General features: G+C 67.8%; 12 protein-coding genes. 6 read left to right on the top strand and 6 right to left on the bottom strand.

Annotated features, from left to right (window positions below; genetic code table 11):
* The first annotated feature begins 91 nt into the window (after positions 1–91).
* From xth to GOY17_RS07940, 5 genes are all read left to right on the top strand, one after another.
* Positions 92–1018: an exodeoxyribonuclease III gene (xth, locus tag GOY17_RS07960; RefSeq protein ID WP_332310577.1), complete on the top strand. Its 927-nt coding sequence runs from the start codon at positions 92–94 to the stop codon at positions 1016–1018.
* 81 nt (positions 1019–1099) lie between these two features.
* The gene (locus GOY17_RS07955; RefSeq protein ID WP_157029967.1) at positions 1100–1681 is read left to right on the top strand and encodes a BON domain-containing protein; all 582 of its coding nucleotides are present in this window, start codon (positions 1100–1102) and stop codon (positions 1679–1681) included.
* A gap of 220 nt (positions 1682–1901) precedes the next feature.
* Positions 1902–3767 carry an ABC transporter ATP-binding protein gene (locus tag GOY17_RS07950; protein ID WP_157029966.1) on the top strand — a complete coding sequence of 622 codons (1866 nt, stop codon included), beginning with the start codon at positions 1902–1904 and terminating at the stop codon, positions 3765–3767.
* Between the two features lie 71 nt (positions 3768–3838).
* A complete protein-coding gene (locus GOY17_RS07945) occupies positions 3839–5035 on the top strand; it encodes a PQQ-dependent sugar dehydrogenase (protein WP_157029965.1) in 1197 nt (398 codons plus the stop codon).
* A gap of 206 nt (positions 5036–5241) precedes the next feature.
* Positions 5242–5676, top strand: a complete 435-nt coding sequence (locus GOY17_RS07940) for a nuclear transport factor 2 family protein (protein WP_157029964.1) — start codon at positions 5242–5244, stop codon at positions 5674–5676.
* A 3-nt stretch (positions 5677–5679) separates the two neighbouring features.
* On the opposite strand, the gene GOY17_RS07935 is transcribed toward GOY17_RS07940, so the two are convergent.
* On the bottom strand, positions 5680–6210 hold the full coding sequence (locus tag GOY17_RS07935) for a DUF488 domain-containing protein (RefSeq protein WP_232338559.1): 531 nt from the start codon (positions 6208–6210) through the stop codon (positions 5680–5682).
* 124 nt (positions 6211–6334) lie between these two features.
* On the opposite strand from GOY17_RS07935, the gene GOY17_RS07930 reads away from it, so the two are divergent.
* Positions 6335–7144 carry a ferredoxin--NADP reductase gene (locus GOY17_RS07930; protein WP_157029962.1) on the top strand — a complete coding sequence of 270 codons (810 nt, stop codon included), beginning with the start codon at positions 6335–6337 and terminating at the stop codon, positions 7142–7144.
* A gap of 1 nt (position 7145) precedes the next feature.
* Here the strand turns inward: GOY17_RS07930 and GOY17_RS07925 are convergent, their stop codons facing one another.
* The 5 genes from GOY17_RS07925 to GOY17_RS07905 all read right to left on the bottom strand — a co-directional run bounded on the left by GOY17_RS07925 (position 7146) and on the right by GOY17_RS07905 (position 16048).
* Positions 7146–8465: a hypothetical protein gene (locus tag GOY17_RS07925; protein WP_157029961.1), complete on the bottom strand. Its 1320-nt coding sequence runs from the start codon at positions 8463–8465 to the stop codon at positions 7146–7148.
* 18 nt (positions 8466–8483) lie between these two features.
* Positions 8484–10430 (bottom strand): hypothetical protein, encoded by a 1947-nt coding sequence (locus tag GOY17_RS07920; RefSeq protein WP_157029960.1) that lies wholly within the window; start codon positions 10428–10430, stop codon positions 8484–8486.
* A gap of 144 nt (positions 10431–10574) precedes the next feature.
* The gene (locus tag GOY17_RS07915; RefSeq protein WP_157029959.1) at positions 10575–11057 is read right to left on the bottom strand and encodes a glutathione peroxidase; all 483 of its coding nucleotides are present in this window, start codon (positions 11055–11057) and stop codon (positions 10575–10577) included.
* Positions 11058–11338: 281 nt separating this feature from the next.
* Entirely contained in the window at positions 11339–13663 is a 2325-nt protein-coding gene (locus tag GOY17_RS07910) for a TonB-dependent receptor (RefSeq protein ID WP_425482303.1), read from the bottom strand.
* A 318-nt stretch (positions 13664–13981) separates the two neighbouring features.
* Positions 13982–16048: an amidohydrolase family protein gene (locus GOY17_RS07905; RefSeq protein ID WP_232338558.1), complete on the bottom strand. Its 2067-nt coding sequence runs from the start codon at positions 16046–16048 to the stop codon at positions 13982–13984.
* Positions 16049–16117 lie beyond the last annotated feature (69 nt).

The following is a 16117-nucleotide window of genomic DNA, read 5'->3' as shown; positions in this document are numbered from 1 at the left end:
CCGCCAAGGTTTGATGCGGGCTGCCGGGAACCGTGCCTTCACGACAGGCCGGCTAGCGTGCAACGCGTCCTCATCGACGGCGGCATCGCGCGTGAAAATCGCCACCTTCAACATCAACGGCGTGAACACGCGCCTGCCTGCGCTGCTGGAGTGGCTGCGCCGCGAGCAGCCCGACGTCGCCTGCCTGCAGGAACTGAAGGCGCCCGAGGAGGCCTTCCCCGCGCAGGCCATCGCCGAGGCCGGTTACGGCGCGATCTGGCACGGGCAGAAGTCCTGGAACGGCGTGGCGATCCTCGCGCGCGACGCCGAGCCGGTGGAGATCGGCCGCGGCCTGCCGGGCGATCCGGACGACGTGCAGAGCCGCTACATCGAAGCGGCCGTCGGCGGCATCGTCGTGGTCTGCCTGTACCTGCCCAACGGCAATCCGCAGCCCGGACCGAAGTTCGACTACAAGCTCGCGTGGATGGACCGCCTCCACCAGCGCGCGCAGCACTGGTTCGACAGTGGCCAGCCGGTGGTGATGGCTGGCGACTACAACGTAGTGCCCACCGACGAGGACATCTACAACCCCAAGTCCTGGCGCAAGGACGCGCTGCTGCAGCCCGAAAGCCGCGAACGCTACCAGCGTCTGCTCGACCAGGGCTGGACGGACGCGGTGCGACACGTGTTCGGCGAGGAGCGCGTGTACACGTTCTGGGACTACTTCCGCCAGCACTGGGAACGCAACGCCGGCCTGCGCATCGACCACCTGCTGCTCAACGCCGAGCTGCTCCCGCGCCTGCGCGCGGCCGGCGTGGATCGCTGGGTGCGCGGCCAGGTGAAACCCAGCGACCACGCGCCGACGTGGATCGAACTGGGGCCGGCGAAAGCGGCGAAGAAGGCCGGCAGCAAGTCGGCTAAGAAATCTGCGAAGAAGACCGCAAAGAAGGCGACGAAGAAAGCCGTGAAGAAGGTCGCGAAAAAAGCGACGAAGAAGGCCACGCCGCCGTCGAAGCGGACCCGACGCGCAGCCGGATGAAACGAAGCGATTACGACGCGTTGCCGCCGCGCTAACCCGCTCCTTCGCAGCATCGGTCCATCGAACACGACAGGAGCGATCATGGCCAGGCATCCGGACGACAAGCATCGACAGGAGCTCTACCGCGGCATGCCGTCGATGACGAACCGCTCCTGGGGCACGCCAAAGCAGGATGACGGCTTCGGCTATCCGGGCCAGGGCGGCTACGGCGAATCGCGGCCCGACGCAAAAAGCAGCCCTAATGCGGAGCGCTCGGGCGGTCATCGCGGGCGCGGTCCGCGCAACATCCTGCGTTCGGACGAACGCATCGCCGACGACCTCATCGAACGCCTCACGCGCGACGAGGAAATCGATGCGAGCGAGATTCTTGTCGCCGTCGAGGCCGGCGCCATCACGCTGACCGGCGAGGTGCCCGAACGCCGCATGAAGCATCTGGCCGAAAACCTGGCTGCCGAGGTGCAGGGCGTCCGCGAAGTCCACAACCGCATCCACGTCGACAAGGGCGCGCGCTCGTTCGGGCCGCCCGGCCGGGCCGTGCGCAGCGGCTACGACCAGCAGGGCAGCGGCTTCTCCAGTTCCGAATTCGACAAATGGGACGACAGCAACGACGAGGCACACGACGAGAACCGTCGGGCGCCGATGCGTCGGCCTCGGGAGCACTGAGGGCCCAAACACCGAGGGCTTGAATAAGCCAGCGCCTGAAATGCCGTCATTCCCGCGAAGGCGGGAATCCATCGGTCCGACGCATCACCCTTCGGCCAGCGTGCCGTCGCGTGGAGATGGATCCCCGCCTTCGCGGGGATGACACCTCAAACCCGCGAAATCCTTGCGCCCTGGAACGCACTGACATCGCCGCTGCACGCCCCCGGTGCACAATCGCCGCATGAGCGATCCCCACGCGGCCGCACCCGCCCCTCGTCCCAGCCTTCGCGAGCGTTTTGATGCGCTCCGCAACCTGCCTCCGTTCCTGCGGATGGTGTGGTCCACCAGTCCCCTGCTCTCGCTGATGACCATCGGCCTGCGGGTCGTGCGCGCGCTCCTGCCGGTCGCCACGCTGTACGTGGGCAAGCTGATCATCGACGAAGCCGTGCGCCTGGTCGCCGCGGGCAACGGGTTCGACACGCTCGGTAGCGCGTGGCACAGCGGCCAGCTCGATACATTGCTTTCGCTGCTCGCGCTGGAATTCGCGCTGGCCATCGGTTCCGACCTGCTCGGCCGGCTGGTGAGCTACGGCGACGCACTGCTATCGGAACTGTTCACCAACGCCACCAGCGTGCGCCTGATGGAACATGCGGCGACGCTGGATCTGGAAGATTTCGAAGACCCCGACCTGCAGGACAAGCTCGACCGCGCGCGGCGCCAGACGATGGGCCGCATGAACCTGATGAGCCAGCTCTTCGGCCAGGTGCAGGACGCGATCACGGTGGTGAGTTTCGCCGCGGGCCTGCTGGTGTACGCGCCGTGGCTCATCGTGTTGCTGGCGGTCGCGCTGGTGCCGGCGTTCGTCGGCGAGGCGCATTTCAATGCACTCGGCTACTCGCTCAATTTCGCCTGGACGCCCGAGCGCCGCCAGCTGGAATACGTCAAGCAGATGGGCGCCAGCGTGGACACCGCGAAGGAGGTGAAGATCTTCAACCTCCACCGGTTCCTGATCGCGCGCTACCGCGAACTTGCCGACGCGCTGTTCCACGCGAACCGCGCGCTGGCGCGGCGGCGCGCGATGTGGGGCGCACTGCTGGCCGCGCTCGGCACGCTCGGCTACTACGTCGCCTACGGTTACATCGCGTGGCGCACGGTGCGCGGCGATTTCAGCATCGGCGACCTCACCTTCCTGGCCGGCAGCTTCCTGCGTCTGCGCCAGCTGCTGGAAGGCCTGCTCGTCGGCTTCTCGCAGGTGGCGGGACAGGCGCTGTATCTCGACGACCTGTTCTCCTTCTTCGAAATCCAGCCGGAAATTGCATCGCCCGCCAACGCGGCGGCGGTCCCGCGGCCGATCGCACGCGGCTTCACCTTCGAGAACGTGGGCTTCCGTTATCCCGACGCCGACAAGTGGGCGTTGCGTGGGCTCGACTTCGAACTGCGCGCCGGTGAAGTGCTGGCGCTGGTCGGCGAGAACGGCGCCGGCAAGACCACGCTGGTGAAGCTGCTCGCGCGGCTCTACGACCCCGACGAGGGCCGCATCCTGCTCGACGGCCGCGACCTCCGCGACTACGACCTGGACGACCTGCGCGGCAACGTCGGCGTGATCTTCCAGGACTTCGTGCGCTATCACCTCACCGCCGGCGAGAACATCGGCGTGGGCCGCATCGACGCGATGGACGACGCCAACCGCATCCGCGATGCCGCGCGTCGCGCGATGGCCGACGAGATGATCGAGCGCTTGCCCAACCGCTACGACCAGCTGATCGGCCGGCGTTTCAAGACGGGCGTGGATCTGTCCGGCGGCCAGTGGCAGAAGCTCGCGATCGCCCGCGCCTACATGCGCGACGCGCAGGTGATGATCCTCGACGAACCGACGGCGGCGCTCGACGCGCGCGCCGAATTCGAGGTGTTCCAGCGCTTCAAGGAACTCTCGCACGGGAAGACGGCGGTGCTGATCTCCCATCGCTTCAGCAGCGTGCGGATGGCCGATCGCATCCTCGTGCTGGCCGACGGACGCCTGGAGGCCAGCGGCACGCACGAGCAGTTGCTTGCGCAAGGCGGCCGCTACGCGGAATTGTTCGAGTTGCAGGCGGCCGGTTATCGTTGAGCCCGACGCGCCGGCACTTACGCCACAACCGGCAAACACCCCACGCACGACCGGACAGGAGCCCTGCCCCCATGCGCCACGCCTTGCACTGCACCACGCTTGCCCTCGCCCTCTCGATGAGTCTCGTCGCCTGCCAGGCACGCCAGGGCGAGGACGCCGCACCGGCCAAGGCCGCGACCGCCGCTCCCAAAGCGTTGCCGACGCAGACGGTGACGAGCCAGAGCGGTCCGGTGACCGTCACCACGATCGCCAGCGGCCTGGAGCATCCGTGGAGCGTCGCGCTGCTGCCCGATGGCGGCTTCCTCGTCACCGAACGCCCCGGCCGCCTGCGCCATGTGTCGGCCGACGGTGCGGTGTCGGCGCCGATCGCCGGCGTCCCGCAGGTCTGGGCCGAGGGCCAGGGCGGCCTGCTCGACGTCGTGCTGGCGCCGGATTTCGCCACGTCGAAGAAGATCTTCCTCAGCTACGCCGAACCGGGCCCGGACGGCAGCGCCGGCACGGCCGTCTCGACGGCCACGCTCGGCGACGGCGCGCTGTCGGACGTGAAGCTGTTCTACCGCCAGGAGCCCAAGCTCGTCGGCCCGAACCACTTCGGCTCGCGCATCGCCTTCGACGGCAAGGGCCACGTGTTCATTACGCAGGGCGAGCGCAACGATCGCCCGACGTCCCAGAAGCTCGACATGCTTCAGGGCAAGCTCGTGCGCCTGAACCTCGATGGCAGCGTGCCGGCGGACAACCCGTTCGTGGGCCGCAAGGACGCGCGTCCGGAGATCTGGAGCTACGGCCATCGCAACATGCAGTCGCTGGCGACCGATCCGCGCACCGGCACCGTCTGGGAAGCCGAGCACGGCCCGAAGGGCGGCGACGAGATCAACCTCCCGCAGCCGGGCAAGAACTACGGCTGGCCGATCATCACCCACGGCATCAACTACTCGGGCCTGAAGATCCCCGAAGCCGTCGGCAAGGAAGCGCCCGGCATGGAGCAGCCGTACCACGTGTGGGAAATCTCGCCCGGCCTGTCGGGCATGGCGTTCCTCACCGCGCAGCCGGCATCGAAGTGGAACGACAGCCTGTTCCTCGGCGCGCTCGCCGACGGGAGCCTGATCCGCCTGTCGCTCGACGGCGACAAGATCACCGGCGAGGAGCGCCTGCTGAAGGACATCGGCGCGCGCATCCGCGACGTGCGCGTGGGGAGCGACGGCAAGGTGTACGTGCTGACCGACGAGACCGACGGCAAGCTGCTGCGACTGGATCCGCCGAAGGGCTGAGCCGGGACCGTCATCCCGGCGAACGCCGGGACCCAGGCCCGCAACCTGCGGGCACTGCGGATCGCAGAACGTGTGTCGTCATCCCCGCGATGGCGGGAGTCGAATGGTGAACGCGTCACGCCGCCCAAGGCGTGACGCGTCGGAACGATGGATCCCCGCCTTCGCGGGGATGACGACCAGAAACAGATGATTCCCCAAGGACACCCATGATCCGGACGATCCTCCTCACCCTGCTCCTGCTCGTCTCCTCGCCCACGTTCGCCATCGAAAGCGAGACCGAACTGCTGGCCATGGACGCAACCTGGAACGAACTGCGCATGAAGCCGGACGTGGCCGGTCTCGACCGCATCCTCGCCGACGACTGGATGCTCACCCACTCCGACGGCCGCGTGCAGTACAAGGCCGATTACCTGGACGAACTGCGCACCAGCGCGCGTCGCAATTCCGGCATCGGCAACGAGGACGTCCGCGCGCGCCGCTACGGCGACACGGTCGTGGTCACCGGCACCAGCGTGCAGTCGGGCGTCAGCAATGGCGTGCCGTGGAATGGCCGCTTCCGCTTCACGCGCGTGTGGGTGCAGCGCGATGGCGCGTGGAAGATGATCGCCTCGCATTCCTCGCGCATCGCCGAAGCGAAGTAACGCTCAGAACAGGTCGCCCTGTGGCGCGGGCTGCGCGACCGCGGCGTAATCCAGCCGTCCGTCCACGATCCGCGCCGCCTTCGTGTACGGATGTTCTTCGATGCGGTTGGGGGCGATCAGGTGCACGACGGTCCAGCCGCGCGACTTCAGGTCGTCGCTGATGAGGCTGCGGTGGCACTGCGTCCAGTACGCCTCGGCGCACATCACGGCGGTGCGGCGCCTGGCGGCGATCGCCTCGAGCCGCTCCCGCGCCTCGCGGTAGTCGTCGGTCGCCATGTAATCCGCATAGCCGCGAAAGGACGCGTTGCGCCACGCGGTGTTGGGCGAATCCTTGCGCGGATTGCGCCGGCCGCCCAGTTCGACCATCGGGATGTAGTCGATGCCGGCTTCGGCCAGCCCGCCGGCCATCGTCGCGGCGGCGAACTGCGGATGACGACGCGACGCCGGATAGCGCCGGACGTCGGCCACCGCCTCGATCCCCGCCTGCATCAGCAGGCTGAGGAATTGCGGCCATTCGCGCGTGGAATGGCCCACGGTCCAGATCGTTCGCATGGGCCGGAGCATAGTCGGCGCCATGTCGCCCAGATGAGAATCAATATCAAGTGAAGGCGTCTGGGCTACAATGGCCGCGCTTCCCCCACTCGCCCCAGACACCCCGATGTCCTCCGCTTTTGGCACCGAGACGGTGCTGGATGTCCGTCACTGGACGGACGATTACTTCAGCTTCACCACCACGCGCGACGACGGCTTCCGTTTCGAGAACGGCCAGTTCGTGATGATCGGCCTCCAGGTCGAACAGCCCGACGGCTCGCACAAGCCGCTGCTGCGCGCGTATTCCATCGCGAGCGCGAACTGGGAAGAGCAGCTGGAGTTCTTCAGCATCAAGGTGCCCAACGGCCCGCTGACCTCGCGCCTGAAGTCGATCAAGCCCGGCGACGAGGTGCTGATCGGCCGCAAGCCCACCGGCACGCTGTTGATCCACGACCTGCACGTGGGCCGCAACCTCTACCTGCTGGGCACCGGCACGGGCCTGGCGCCGTGGCTGGCGGTGATCAAGGATCCGGAAACCTACGAGCGTTTCGACAACGTCATCCTGACCCATGGCGTCCGCAGCGCGCAGGACCTCGCGTATCGCGACTACTTCGTCAACGAACTGCCGCGCCACGAGTTCCTCGGCGAGCAGATCGCCGCGAAGCTGAAGTACTACCCGGCGGTGACGCGCGAGGCGTTCGAATTCGACGGCCGCGACCAGCGTGGCCGCCTCACCGAGCTGTTCGACAGCGGCCGGATGATGGAACACCTCGGCCTGCCCGCACTGGATCCGGAGCACGACCGGGCGATGATCTGCGGCAGCCCGCAGATGCTGGCCGATTTCCGCGACATCCTCGACCGTCGCGGCTTCACCGCCGCGCCGCGCATCGGCACGCCGGGGCAGTACGTGTTCGAGCGGGCCTTCGTCGAGAAGTAGGTCAACCGAACGAGTTGATCGAACGCACCAGGCCGTACATCCACGACCACACGTCGGGCGCGGCCAGCGGCACCAGGATCAGCCCCATCGCCACGAACTTCGGCCACAACGCGCGCAGCGCGCCGCCGAAGGTGAGCGTGTTGCCGTCGTTGGTGAACATCAGGCCGAGCATCGCGTCCTTCTCCAGCCGCAGCACGACCAGGATCGTGGCGGCGAAGCTGAGCAGCAGCAGCATGATCGCGATGGACGTCAGCAGGCGCTCGTAGACCGGCGGATAGACCGACATCGCGACCAGCACCGACACCGGCGCCAGCATCGCGCACCATGCGCACGTCCGGATCGTGACGACACACAGTTTCAGTTCGGCCACCAGCTGCTCGGTCCAGCGCTCGAACTGCCAGGGATTCATCGCATCCGGGCCGCTGGTGCCTGCATCGCGCACCACCTGCAGCGTGCGCTTCGCCCACGCGCGCGGCGAGGCGCGCAGCAGCGCCGGCATGTCGCGCCGGTATTCGCGCAGCGACAGGTTGAACGGCGTCTGCGGCGCTTCGCGGGTCGCCGAAGGCTTGGGCCAGTCGGGAATGGCGCGCTGCGCCTGCACCGGCGCGATGGTCCGCGCCAGCGACAACGACAGGTTGCCCAGCAGCCGCACCTGCCAGAACAGGTTCACCAGGAACGCCAGACCCGTAGCGAGCACGATGCCGGCGATCCACCACACGTCGTTGTTGTCGATGCTGACCGCGCGCCCATGCACGAGCAGCACCAGTCCCATCGCCGCCAGCCCGCAGACGACCGGCACCGCCCACGACACGCCGGTGATCACCCGCGTGCGGTTCGCGGTGCGGCGTGCGTTGCGGGTGAACACGGCGTTGTAGAACGCGTAACGGCGATTGGACACGTTGAGCCGCATGTACGCGACGATGCACAGCCCGGCGTAGAGCAGCCAGATGCAGGCCAGCGCGTGCAGGTCGCGGCCGTGCGCGAGCATGAAGTAGCACGGCTGGCGCGTCGCACCGTCGGCGCTGGACTGCAGCAGCTCGACCAGCCGGCGCGTGGCGATGACCAGAGCGGCGGCGCCTACCGCTGTCATCGCCGCCAGCCACGCCACTCGACAGGCTGGTTGCAGCGAAGCCGCGGCGGTGGTGTTCTGGCAGGGTGTCGCTTCGACGCGACGTCCATGCCGGCAGCGGCGCCACGCCGTCGCGGTCGTGGAGCGGAAATCGGAGACGAGCCCGCGCAGGAACGGCAGCATCACGCGGCCGCGGCATTCGCCCAGCCAGAGCCAGACGGCCGCGACGACGAAGAACAGGCCGCCCAGCATCAGCGCGAGGTACGCCGGCTACTGCATCGCGAGCCGAACGTCGGCGACCGCGACGAGGCTGCGCTGCTCGTAGGATTTGCGGCCCAGGCCCTGGAAGCCGGCCATGGTGGCGACGTAGGCGACGGGCTCCCCGGGCTCGGCAAGCGCCCGCTCCTTGCGCGCCATGAACTGACCGAACGGCGCGTTGCCCTCGCGGAACTCGTCCAGCAACACCACCGCGCGGAACGTGTTGGCGGCGTGGTCCGTGGCGAACGGGAAACGCGTCTTCTGCGTCCTGCCGCGCGCGTTTGCCGCGCCGACGACCGCGACATCGTCCTGCCGCGGCGCGTGGCAGCGCTCGTCCTTCACGACCGCACGGCACGCCACGAGGTCGCCCTGTTCGCTCAGGCACGCCACGGGCTCGCCCGCCGCCAGCACCACGGCGCCGCGGCTGGCCTTGCGGTAGTCCGGATGTACGGCGAGGAAGTCCAGCTCGACCATCACCGGCAGCGCGCCAGGCAGCGCCTTGCGCACTTCTCCCAGCAGGAACAATCGGTCGCGGATGTCGGTGGCGACGATCACCACCACGTTCGGCGTGCGATACACCTTCATGGTGTCGAAGCCGCGATAGAGCATCAGCTCGTCGGACCGCGACGTCAGGCTGGGCTGGTACACCGGCGGGCGTTCCGACGCCGCTTCGGCACCGCCCATGTCCAGTTCGAGCAGGCGTCGCGTGGCCGGCAGCGCGGCCTCGGCGTGCTCGCGCTGCGCGCCGCGCAGGATGGAATGCTCGGCGCGGATCGAGGCGATGTTGGGCGGAAATTGCCGCGCGGAAATGCGCAGGCGCTCGCCGCAGCCGATGGCCGACGGGTCGTGGCGGGCCAGCCGCAATGCCTCGCCGCCGAAGGTGGATTCCTCCGCGAGGATCGTGACGTTCTCCACGGGAATGCCTTCGTCCCGGCACAGGTGGCCCAGCAGGCCGGCTATCTGCGTCGCCAGGTTCCTGGCAAGCGAGTGGTACTCGACCGGCGCGGTACCTTCGCCATCGCGACGCGCGAGGAACGGGTGCACCACGATCGCCCGATTGCTTCCCACCGACGCCGACGGGCTGAGCATCGTCACGCGTACGCGTTCGTCGCACGGGCCGTTGCACAGGTTGCCCAGCGCCACGGCCATGGACTGCATCGAACCGGAGAAACTGGGCCCGATGACGTCGAGCCCGCGCTGACTGGTCGTCGGCGGCACGGCGGCAAGGTCGCAATCGATGAGTCGCGCGGCCTGCAGTTCGTCGGGGCCGATACCGTTGAACCGCAGCGCGCAACGCGCCGCCCGGGCGAACGCGGCCGGCTCCACGCCGAAGGTCTGCGAATCGCCTACCAGGAACACGGCGTAGTACTCGACATCGCCGCCGCTGCGCCATCCATCCCGACGGAAGAGCATCACGCCCGGGATCTCGCGATGGAGATCGCGGCCGGTGTCGGCGTCGGACTTCCTGCCTGCTTTCGCGGCCTCCGCCTCGCGCGGGTGCCATGCCAGCGCGAACCCGTCGAGCACGTAACCTCGCGCCTGGAACGCGGTGATCATCGCCGCCATTTCCATGTCGAACGAGCGCCCCAGCCGCGTTTCCCACGGATCCGGCGCGGTGGCCACCGCGGCGTGTACCCTCGCCCGCGCGTTCGGCGGCAGGTGCGCCAGCGGCCGCAACGGCCTCAGTTGCGGCGTCGCCGAGAAATAGCTGGAGGCGCCGAAGCGCTCCTCATCTGGTGCGTCGTCCGGCTCCCGGGCGTCATTCGCGATGGGGGCCGACGCGAGTGGCGCCGTCGCGCCGACCGCCGGGGATGGGGCGCAGGCCAACGCGAGCAGCAGCGCGACGACGAACGCGACGCCACGCCCTGCACCCGCCTCACGTGCCCCGCCCCGTCCACGCTGCGCGACGCAGGTGGACGCGGCCCAGGCACTCCAGCCCGGCCAGCGACCACTGAACATGCGACACCTCCAGACGAGGCAACGCCGGGGCTTTCGGGCAGCGGCCAGCTGCCGTCGCGCGCGCGCCTACGCGGGGCCGCGGTCGCAGCGTGCGATGCGAATCCGGTGGTGCGACGTCAACGGCACGACGCCGCGGACACCGAATCAGGCCAGCGCGGCCTCGATGTCCTTCGCGATCGACTCGGGCTTGTCGGTCGGCGCGTAGCGCTTGAGCACGCGACCGTCGCGGCCGACGAGGAACTTGGTGAAGTTCCACTTGATGGCATCGATGCCGAGCAGGCCGCCCTTCTCGTCCTTCAGCCACTTCCACAGCGGATGCGCGGCGTCGCCGTTGACGTCGACCTTGGCGAACATCGGGAAGGTCACGTCGTAGGTGAGCGAACAGAAATTCTTGATCTCCGCCTCGTCGCCCGGCTCCTGGTGGCCGAACTGGTCGCACGGGAAGCCCAGCACGTCGAATCCGCGCGCGGCGTAATCGCGCTGCAGTTTTTCCAGCCCCGTGTACTGCGGCGTGAACCCGCACTTGGACGCGACGTTGACGATCAGCAGCGCCTTGCCCTGGAACTCGCTCAGCGCGCGCGGCTGGCCGTCGATGTCGGTGGCGGTGAAGTCGTAGGCGGTGGTCATGGGGCGCTCCGGTTGGGTGCAGGTTGAAAGGAGGATACCTCCAAGGTTCCGCGAACCTCGAAAGTTAGCCGTCATCCCGGCGAAGGCCGGGACCCAGGCTGTCACGCCTTCCGAAGGGCGCGCATCGCAAGAACGAGCGGTACGAGCCTGGATCCCGGCCTTCGCCGGGATGACGGGATGATGTGCTCGATGGAAGCGTCGCGACCCCGACAACGAACCCACAAAACAACAACGCCGGGACAAGCCCGGCGTCGCTGCATTCGAACCTTGTGGACGTTCGATCAGAACGAGGCGCGGAACTCCGCACCGAAGGTGCGCGGCTCGTTGATCATGCCGGTGAGGTTGTTGAAGTCGATCGCGCCGACCACCTGCACTTCGTCGGTGATGTTGCGGCCGAACAGCGCCACGTCGTACTTGCCGTAGTTCCAGCTGTAGCCCACGCGCAGGCCGCCTTCGACCAGCGACTTGGCGGTGAACTCCACCGAGTCGTACAGGAAGAAGTTCAACTCGCCGCGGTACATCCAGTCGGTGTAGACGTAGAACTCGTTGCCGTTGTCCATCGGCAGACCCCAGCGCGCGGTGAGGTTGTGCGTCCACTTCGGCGCCTGCGGCAGGCGGTTGCCGTCGATGTAAAAGCTGCCGGTCGGCAGGCCCGTGACCGGGTCGAGCACCGGCGCATCGGTGACGGTGCACGCCGCGCAACCGGCGACGTTGAGATCGCTGTCCTTGATCTCGGTGTCGTTGTAGCTGCTGCCCAGCGTGACCAGCAGGGTGTCGGTCAGGTACGCCTGGAAGTCCATCTCGAAGCCCTGGCCCACCGACTTGTCGGCGTTGAGCAGGATGTTCGCGTTGGCCGCGCCGCCGACGGCGGTCAGCTGCTGGTCCTTCACTTCGTAATAGAAGACGTTGGCGTTGATGCGCGCGCGGTTGTTCCACAGGTCGGCCTTCACGCCCGCCTCGTACGAGGTCGAGGTTTCCGGACCGGCGACCGACATGCGGTTGAACGCGCCGGCGGCCTGGATCGAGCTGCCGCGGTAGCCGGTGGCGACGCGGCCGTAGAGGTTCACGTCGTCGTTGATCTCGTACGTGGCCGACACGTCCCAGCTGAACTTCTTGTCTTCCGGCGCCGCCGACAGCGTGCCGCCCGGGCCTTCGGCCGCGAGCAGGTCGTCCTTCGTGCACAGCACCGGACCCGGGATGATGCCCAGCGTCGGGCCGATGCACGGCGCGAAGCCGGTGTTCCAGTAATCCAGTACGTTCAGTTCCTTCTCGTCCCAGGTGTAGCGCATGCCGGCGCGCAGTTCGAGCGCGTCGGTGGCCTGCCACGTGGCGGCGGCGAAGATCGCCCACGAGTCGTTGGTCTGGCGAACGCGCTCATAGCCGTCCTGCTGGCCGTTGTTGAGCGAGTCGTAGCTGAAGCTTTCGACGTCGTAGTCTTCGTTGAAATAGAACACGCCGCCCTGCCAGTTCCACGGCGTGCCGGTGTTCGATTCGATGCGGAATTCCTGCGTCCACTGCGAGTGGCGCGGGATGCCGTCGGCGGTTTCGGACTGGAACGGGATGAAGCCCGGGCCGTCCGGCGTGCCGCCGTCGATGTCGCCGCGGCTGTAGGTCTCCACCGACTCGTAGCCGGTGATCGCGTACAGCGTGTAGGTGTCGCTGAGGTTCCAGCTCAGGCGCGCGCTCGCGCCCTGGCTGTCGAGCTCGGAGTGGTTCAGGCCGTTGAGCGAGACGCGGTCTTCGTCGAAGCCCGAGACCAGGTCGTTCGTGCCCGGCTCGATGATGTTGGCGCGGAACAGGCGCGCGGTGCCGTTGAGGTGGCGCGCGTGAGCGTTCAGCAGCAGGTCCCAGTCGCCGCCTTCGTACAGGAACTGCACGCGGCCGGCGGATTCGTCGTAGCCCTCGAAGCCGTCGTTCGGGCCCGGGTAGTCGTTGGTGACCCAGTCGTCGCGGCGCTGGTACAGCACGGACGCGCGTGCCGACAGGTTCTCGGTCAGGCCGCCGCCGACGGCGCCTTCGAAGTTCACCATGTTGTCGGTGCCCACGCCGAGCTTGCCGTAGCCGCTGGTTTCCTGCGACGGACGGGCCGATTCGAACTTCACCACGCCGGCCGGGCTGTTGCGGCCGAACAGCGAGCCCTGCGGGCCGCGCAGCACTTCGACGCGATCCAGGTCGAAGATCGGGAAGCCCTTCAGGATCGGGTTTTCCTGCACGACGTCGTCGTACACCAGCGAGACCGGCTGCGAGGTGTTGAGGCGGAAGTCGGTGTTGCCGTAGCCGCGGATGTAGAAGCGCGGGAACGCGCGGCCGAAGGAGGATTCGATGTTGAGGCTGGGCACGCGGCCCGACAGCGAACGCACGTCGCCGCCGCCCGAACCCAGCACGTCGAGTTCCTGCGCGTTGATCGTGCTGACCGAGACCGGCACGTCCTGCAGGTTCTCGACCTTGCGCTGCGCGGTCACCTGCACGGTGTCCAGCGTGGTGGCCGAGGTCGTTTCGCTCGGCGTGGTCTGCGCATCCTGCGCGAAGGCGGCCTGCGCCGGCAGCATCAGGGCGATGGCGACGGTCAGGGCGTGGCGGGGAAGCTTGCGCGGAGCGAGCGGCATGGACATGGGGCGGTCTCGATGAGCGGCGCCGAAAAGGTGGAGGCGCCAAGGGTTCGAAGGCCGACGCAGCGCGGCTTCTCTCCGGCGCGCACTACGGCGATGCGATGAGCGAAAAAATCTACTCAGGGCCGTCCCTTGACGGCCTCGGCGCGGACCCGGTCCCGCGCCCTGGCAGCTCGACATGACGCGGGAATGTTACCAGAGTGTTAAAGGGCCGTACCGGCGCGTATCGGGCGCCTGGTTCCCCTCATGACCAGCCCGCGTTTAGCCCTCTCCCGCTCGCGGGAGAGGGGGCAAAAACCCAGGCACCTGGTCGCCTCACCTCGAATTCATCACCCGAACCGCCGGCGCGAACGGCTTGATCCCCAGGGCCTCATGGATCTCCTCCGGGTAGTAGGCCGTATCGCCCTTCAGGACCAGCGCCACCTTGCGGATATCGGCGATGTTCTTCGTCGGATCGCCGTCGATCAGCACCAGGTCCGAGCGCTTGCCCGGCGTGACCGAACCGCGCTCGGCCAGCGTCCGGCTGTACTTGGCGCCGTTCCAGGTCGCGACCTGCAGCGCCTGCGACGGCGTCAGGCCGGCCTGCACGTAGAGTTCGAGCTCGCGCTGCAGCGTGAAGCCGACCATTTCGTCGGTGCCGGCGACCATCGGCACGCCCGCCTTGTAGGCGCGTCCGACGAACTCGACCATCTTCGCGTACGAACGCGTGTACTTCGCCGCGGTGGCGTCGTCGGGGATGTTCATCTCCGCCGCGCGGCGGCCGCGCTGCACGTCCGGCGGGAGGTGGTCGGCGACGTCGGCCACGATCGGCGACATCTCGCCTTCGCGCTGGTGCAGGAACTCGAACGTCGCCAGCGTCGGATCGATCACCACCTGCTTGCTGGCGAGGGTGTGGATGAAGTCCTGTACCGGCTTGCTGTCGAGGTCCAGCCCGTCGGTCTTCTCGGCCGGCAGGTAGAAGCGCGCCAGCGTGCGCGTGTCGGTCTTGTCGTCGACGAAGAAGTTCAGCATCAGCTGGTTGATGTGCTGGATCTCGTCGAAACCGTCGTCCACCACGTCCTGCGCGCGCAGGAACGCCGGCACGTGGCCGCTTACGCGCAGGCCCTTGGAATGCGCGTAGGCGACGGTGTCCTTGAGGATGTCCTTCGGGAACGAGTTGTAGATCTTGATCTGCGGGTAGTGGTGCTCGGCGTACCAGTCCACCGCCTTCTTCGCGTCGTCTAGGTTCTTCACCACGAAGCCGTTGCGCGCGGAGAACTTGCTCTCGCCCTCGATGAAACCGGCCGGTACGACGTCCGGCGACATCAGCGTGCCGGCCTTGATCTCGCCCAGCATCTGCTGGAGCGTCGCGTTGTCGTTGCCCATGTCGCGCACGGTGGTGACACCGGCGGCGAGATTCAGCCCACCGTCCCAGCGGCCCACGTGACCGTGCATGTCGAACAGGCCGGGCAGCAGCACCTTTCCGTTCGCGTCGATCTCGTGGTCGGCGGCGGCGGGCTTCTTCGAGGTCGGCGTGATCGACACGATCCTGCCGTCCTTCACCAGCACGTCGCTGGCGGCGTCGAGCGTCGCCTTCTCGCTGTCGAACACGCGCGCGTTGCGGATGAGCGTCGTGCCGGCCAGCGGATGGCCCAGGCGCTTGGCCAGTTCGACCAGCGCATCGCCTTCGGCCTGCTTCTGCTGTTTTTCCAGATCGGCGGCGATGGCCTGGCAACCGTCCTCCACCAGCTGCACGAAGCCCGGATAGATGTAGGCGAACAGGCGCGGGTTCGCGTCGGTCGTCGCCCATACGAACGTCGGCACCAGGCCCACGCCCGTCACGGCAACGAGCTGCACGTCGCGCTTGTTCGTGCCGCACTGCACCTGCGCCTGGCCGACCTTGCGCGAGGTGAGCGTGCCGCTCGGGATGAGCGGCAGCTTGCCGTCGGCCCGCTTCGACAATGCGTTGAACGCCACCGAATACCCGGCGGGCGAGCCGCCCAGCGGCTGGTACAGCGCGGTGCCCTGCACCTTCTGGCTGCCTTCGTCGGACGTCGACTTCCACTGCGCCTGGTCGCCGTCGCGGCGGAAGCTCTCGTCGATCTTCGCGCCGAAGGTCGAGGTGCCCTGCACCTTGTAGGTCTGGTACGTGCCGTCGGGCGCGAGGGTGTATTCCTCCTTCAGTTCCGGACCGCGCCCGTTGTCCTTGAAGATGAACTCGACCTTCGTCGTGCCGTCGGTGCCCGTCGTCACGACCTGCTGCCCCGCCTGCTTGCCGCCGTCCACCAGGGCCACGTAGCGGAGCGTTTCGGCGGCCAGTGCCTGTGGTGCCAGGGCGAGCAGGCCAAGCGCCAGCGGCACCAGGGCGAGCGGGGCCAGCGCCATCCGAGTCTTCGTGTTCATGTCCATTCCCGTCCCATCCGTTGTCCGGACCGGCGGTCCGACTGTTCGGCGAGTGTAGCCAGCCTGTGC

The organism is Lysobacter soli, assembly GCF_009755585.1.
In the GTDB taxonomy this organism is placed as follows: domain Bacteria; phylum Pseudomonadota; class Gammaproteobacteria; order Xanthomonadales; family Xanthomonadaceae; genus Lysobacter_J; species Lysobacter_J soli.
Note: the sequence above shows the minus strand (reverse complement) of the source record. Positions and strands in the feature narration are given on the sequence as shown.

Bases quoted from the DNA above. Each gene is read 5' to 3' on its own strand.
- GOY17_RS07945 (WP_157029965.1), top strand. From the start codon at position 3,839: ATGCGCCACGCCTTGCACTGCACCACGCTTGCCCTCGCCCTCTCGATG.
- GOY17_RS07940 (WP_157029964.1), top strand. From the start codon at position 5,242: ATGATCCGGACGATCCTCCTCACCCTGCTCCTGCTCGTCTCCTCGCCC.
- GOY17_RS07925 (WP_157029961.1), bottom strand. From the start codon at position 8,465: ATGCTGGGCGGCCTGTTCTTCGTCGTCGCGGCCGTCTGGCTCTGGCTG.
- GOY17_RS07930 (WP_157029962.1), top strand. From the start codon at position 6,335: ATGTCCTCCGCTTTTGGCACCGAGACGGTGCTGGATGTCCGTCACTGG.
- GOY17_RS07905 (WP_232338558.1), bottom strand. From the start codon at position 16,048: ATGAACACGAAGACTCGGATGGCGCTGGCCCCGCTCGCCCTGGTGCCG.
- GOY17_RS07915 (WP_157029959.1), bottom strand. From the start codon at position 11,057: ATGACCACCGCCTACGACTTCACCGCCACCGACATCGACGGCCAGCCG.
- GOY17_RS07920 (WP_157029960.1), bottom strand. From the start codon at position 10,430: ATGTTCAGTGGTCGCTGGCCGGGCTGGAGTGCCTGGGCCGCGTCCACC.
- GOY17_RS07950 (WP_157029966.1), top strand. From the start codon at position 1,902: ATGAGCGATCCCCACGCGGCCGCACCCGCCCCTCGTCCCAGCCTTCGC.
- GOY17_RS07955 (WP_157029967.1), top strand. From the start codon at position 1,100: ATGGCCAGGCATCCGGACGACAAGCATCGACAGGAGCTCTACCGCGGC.
- GOY17_RS07910 (WP_425482303.1), bottom strand. From the start codon at position 13,663: ATGCCGCTCGCTCCGCGCAAGCTTCCCCGCCACGCCCTGACCGTCGCC.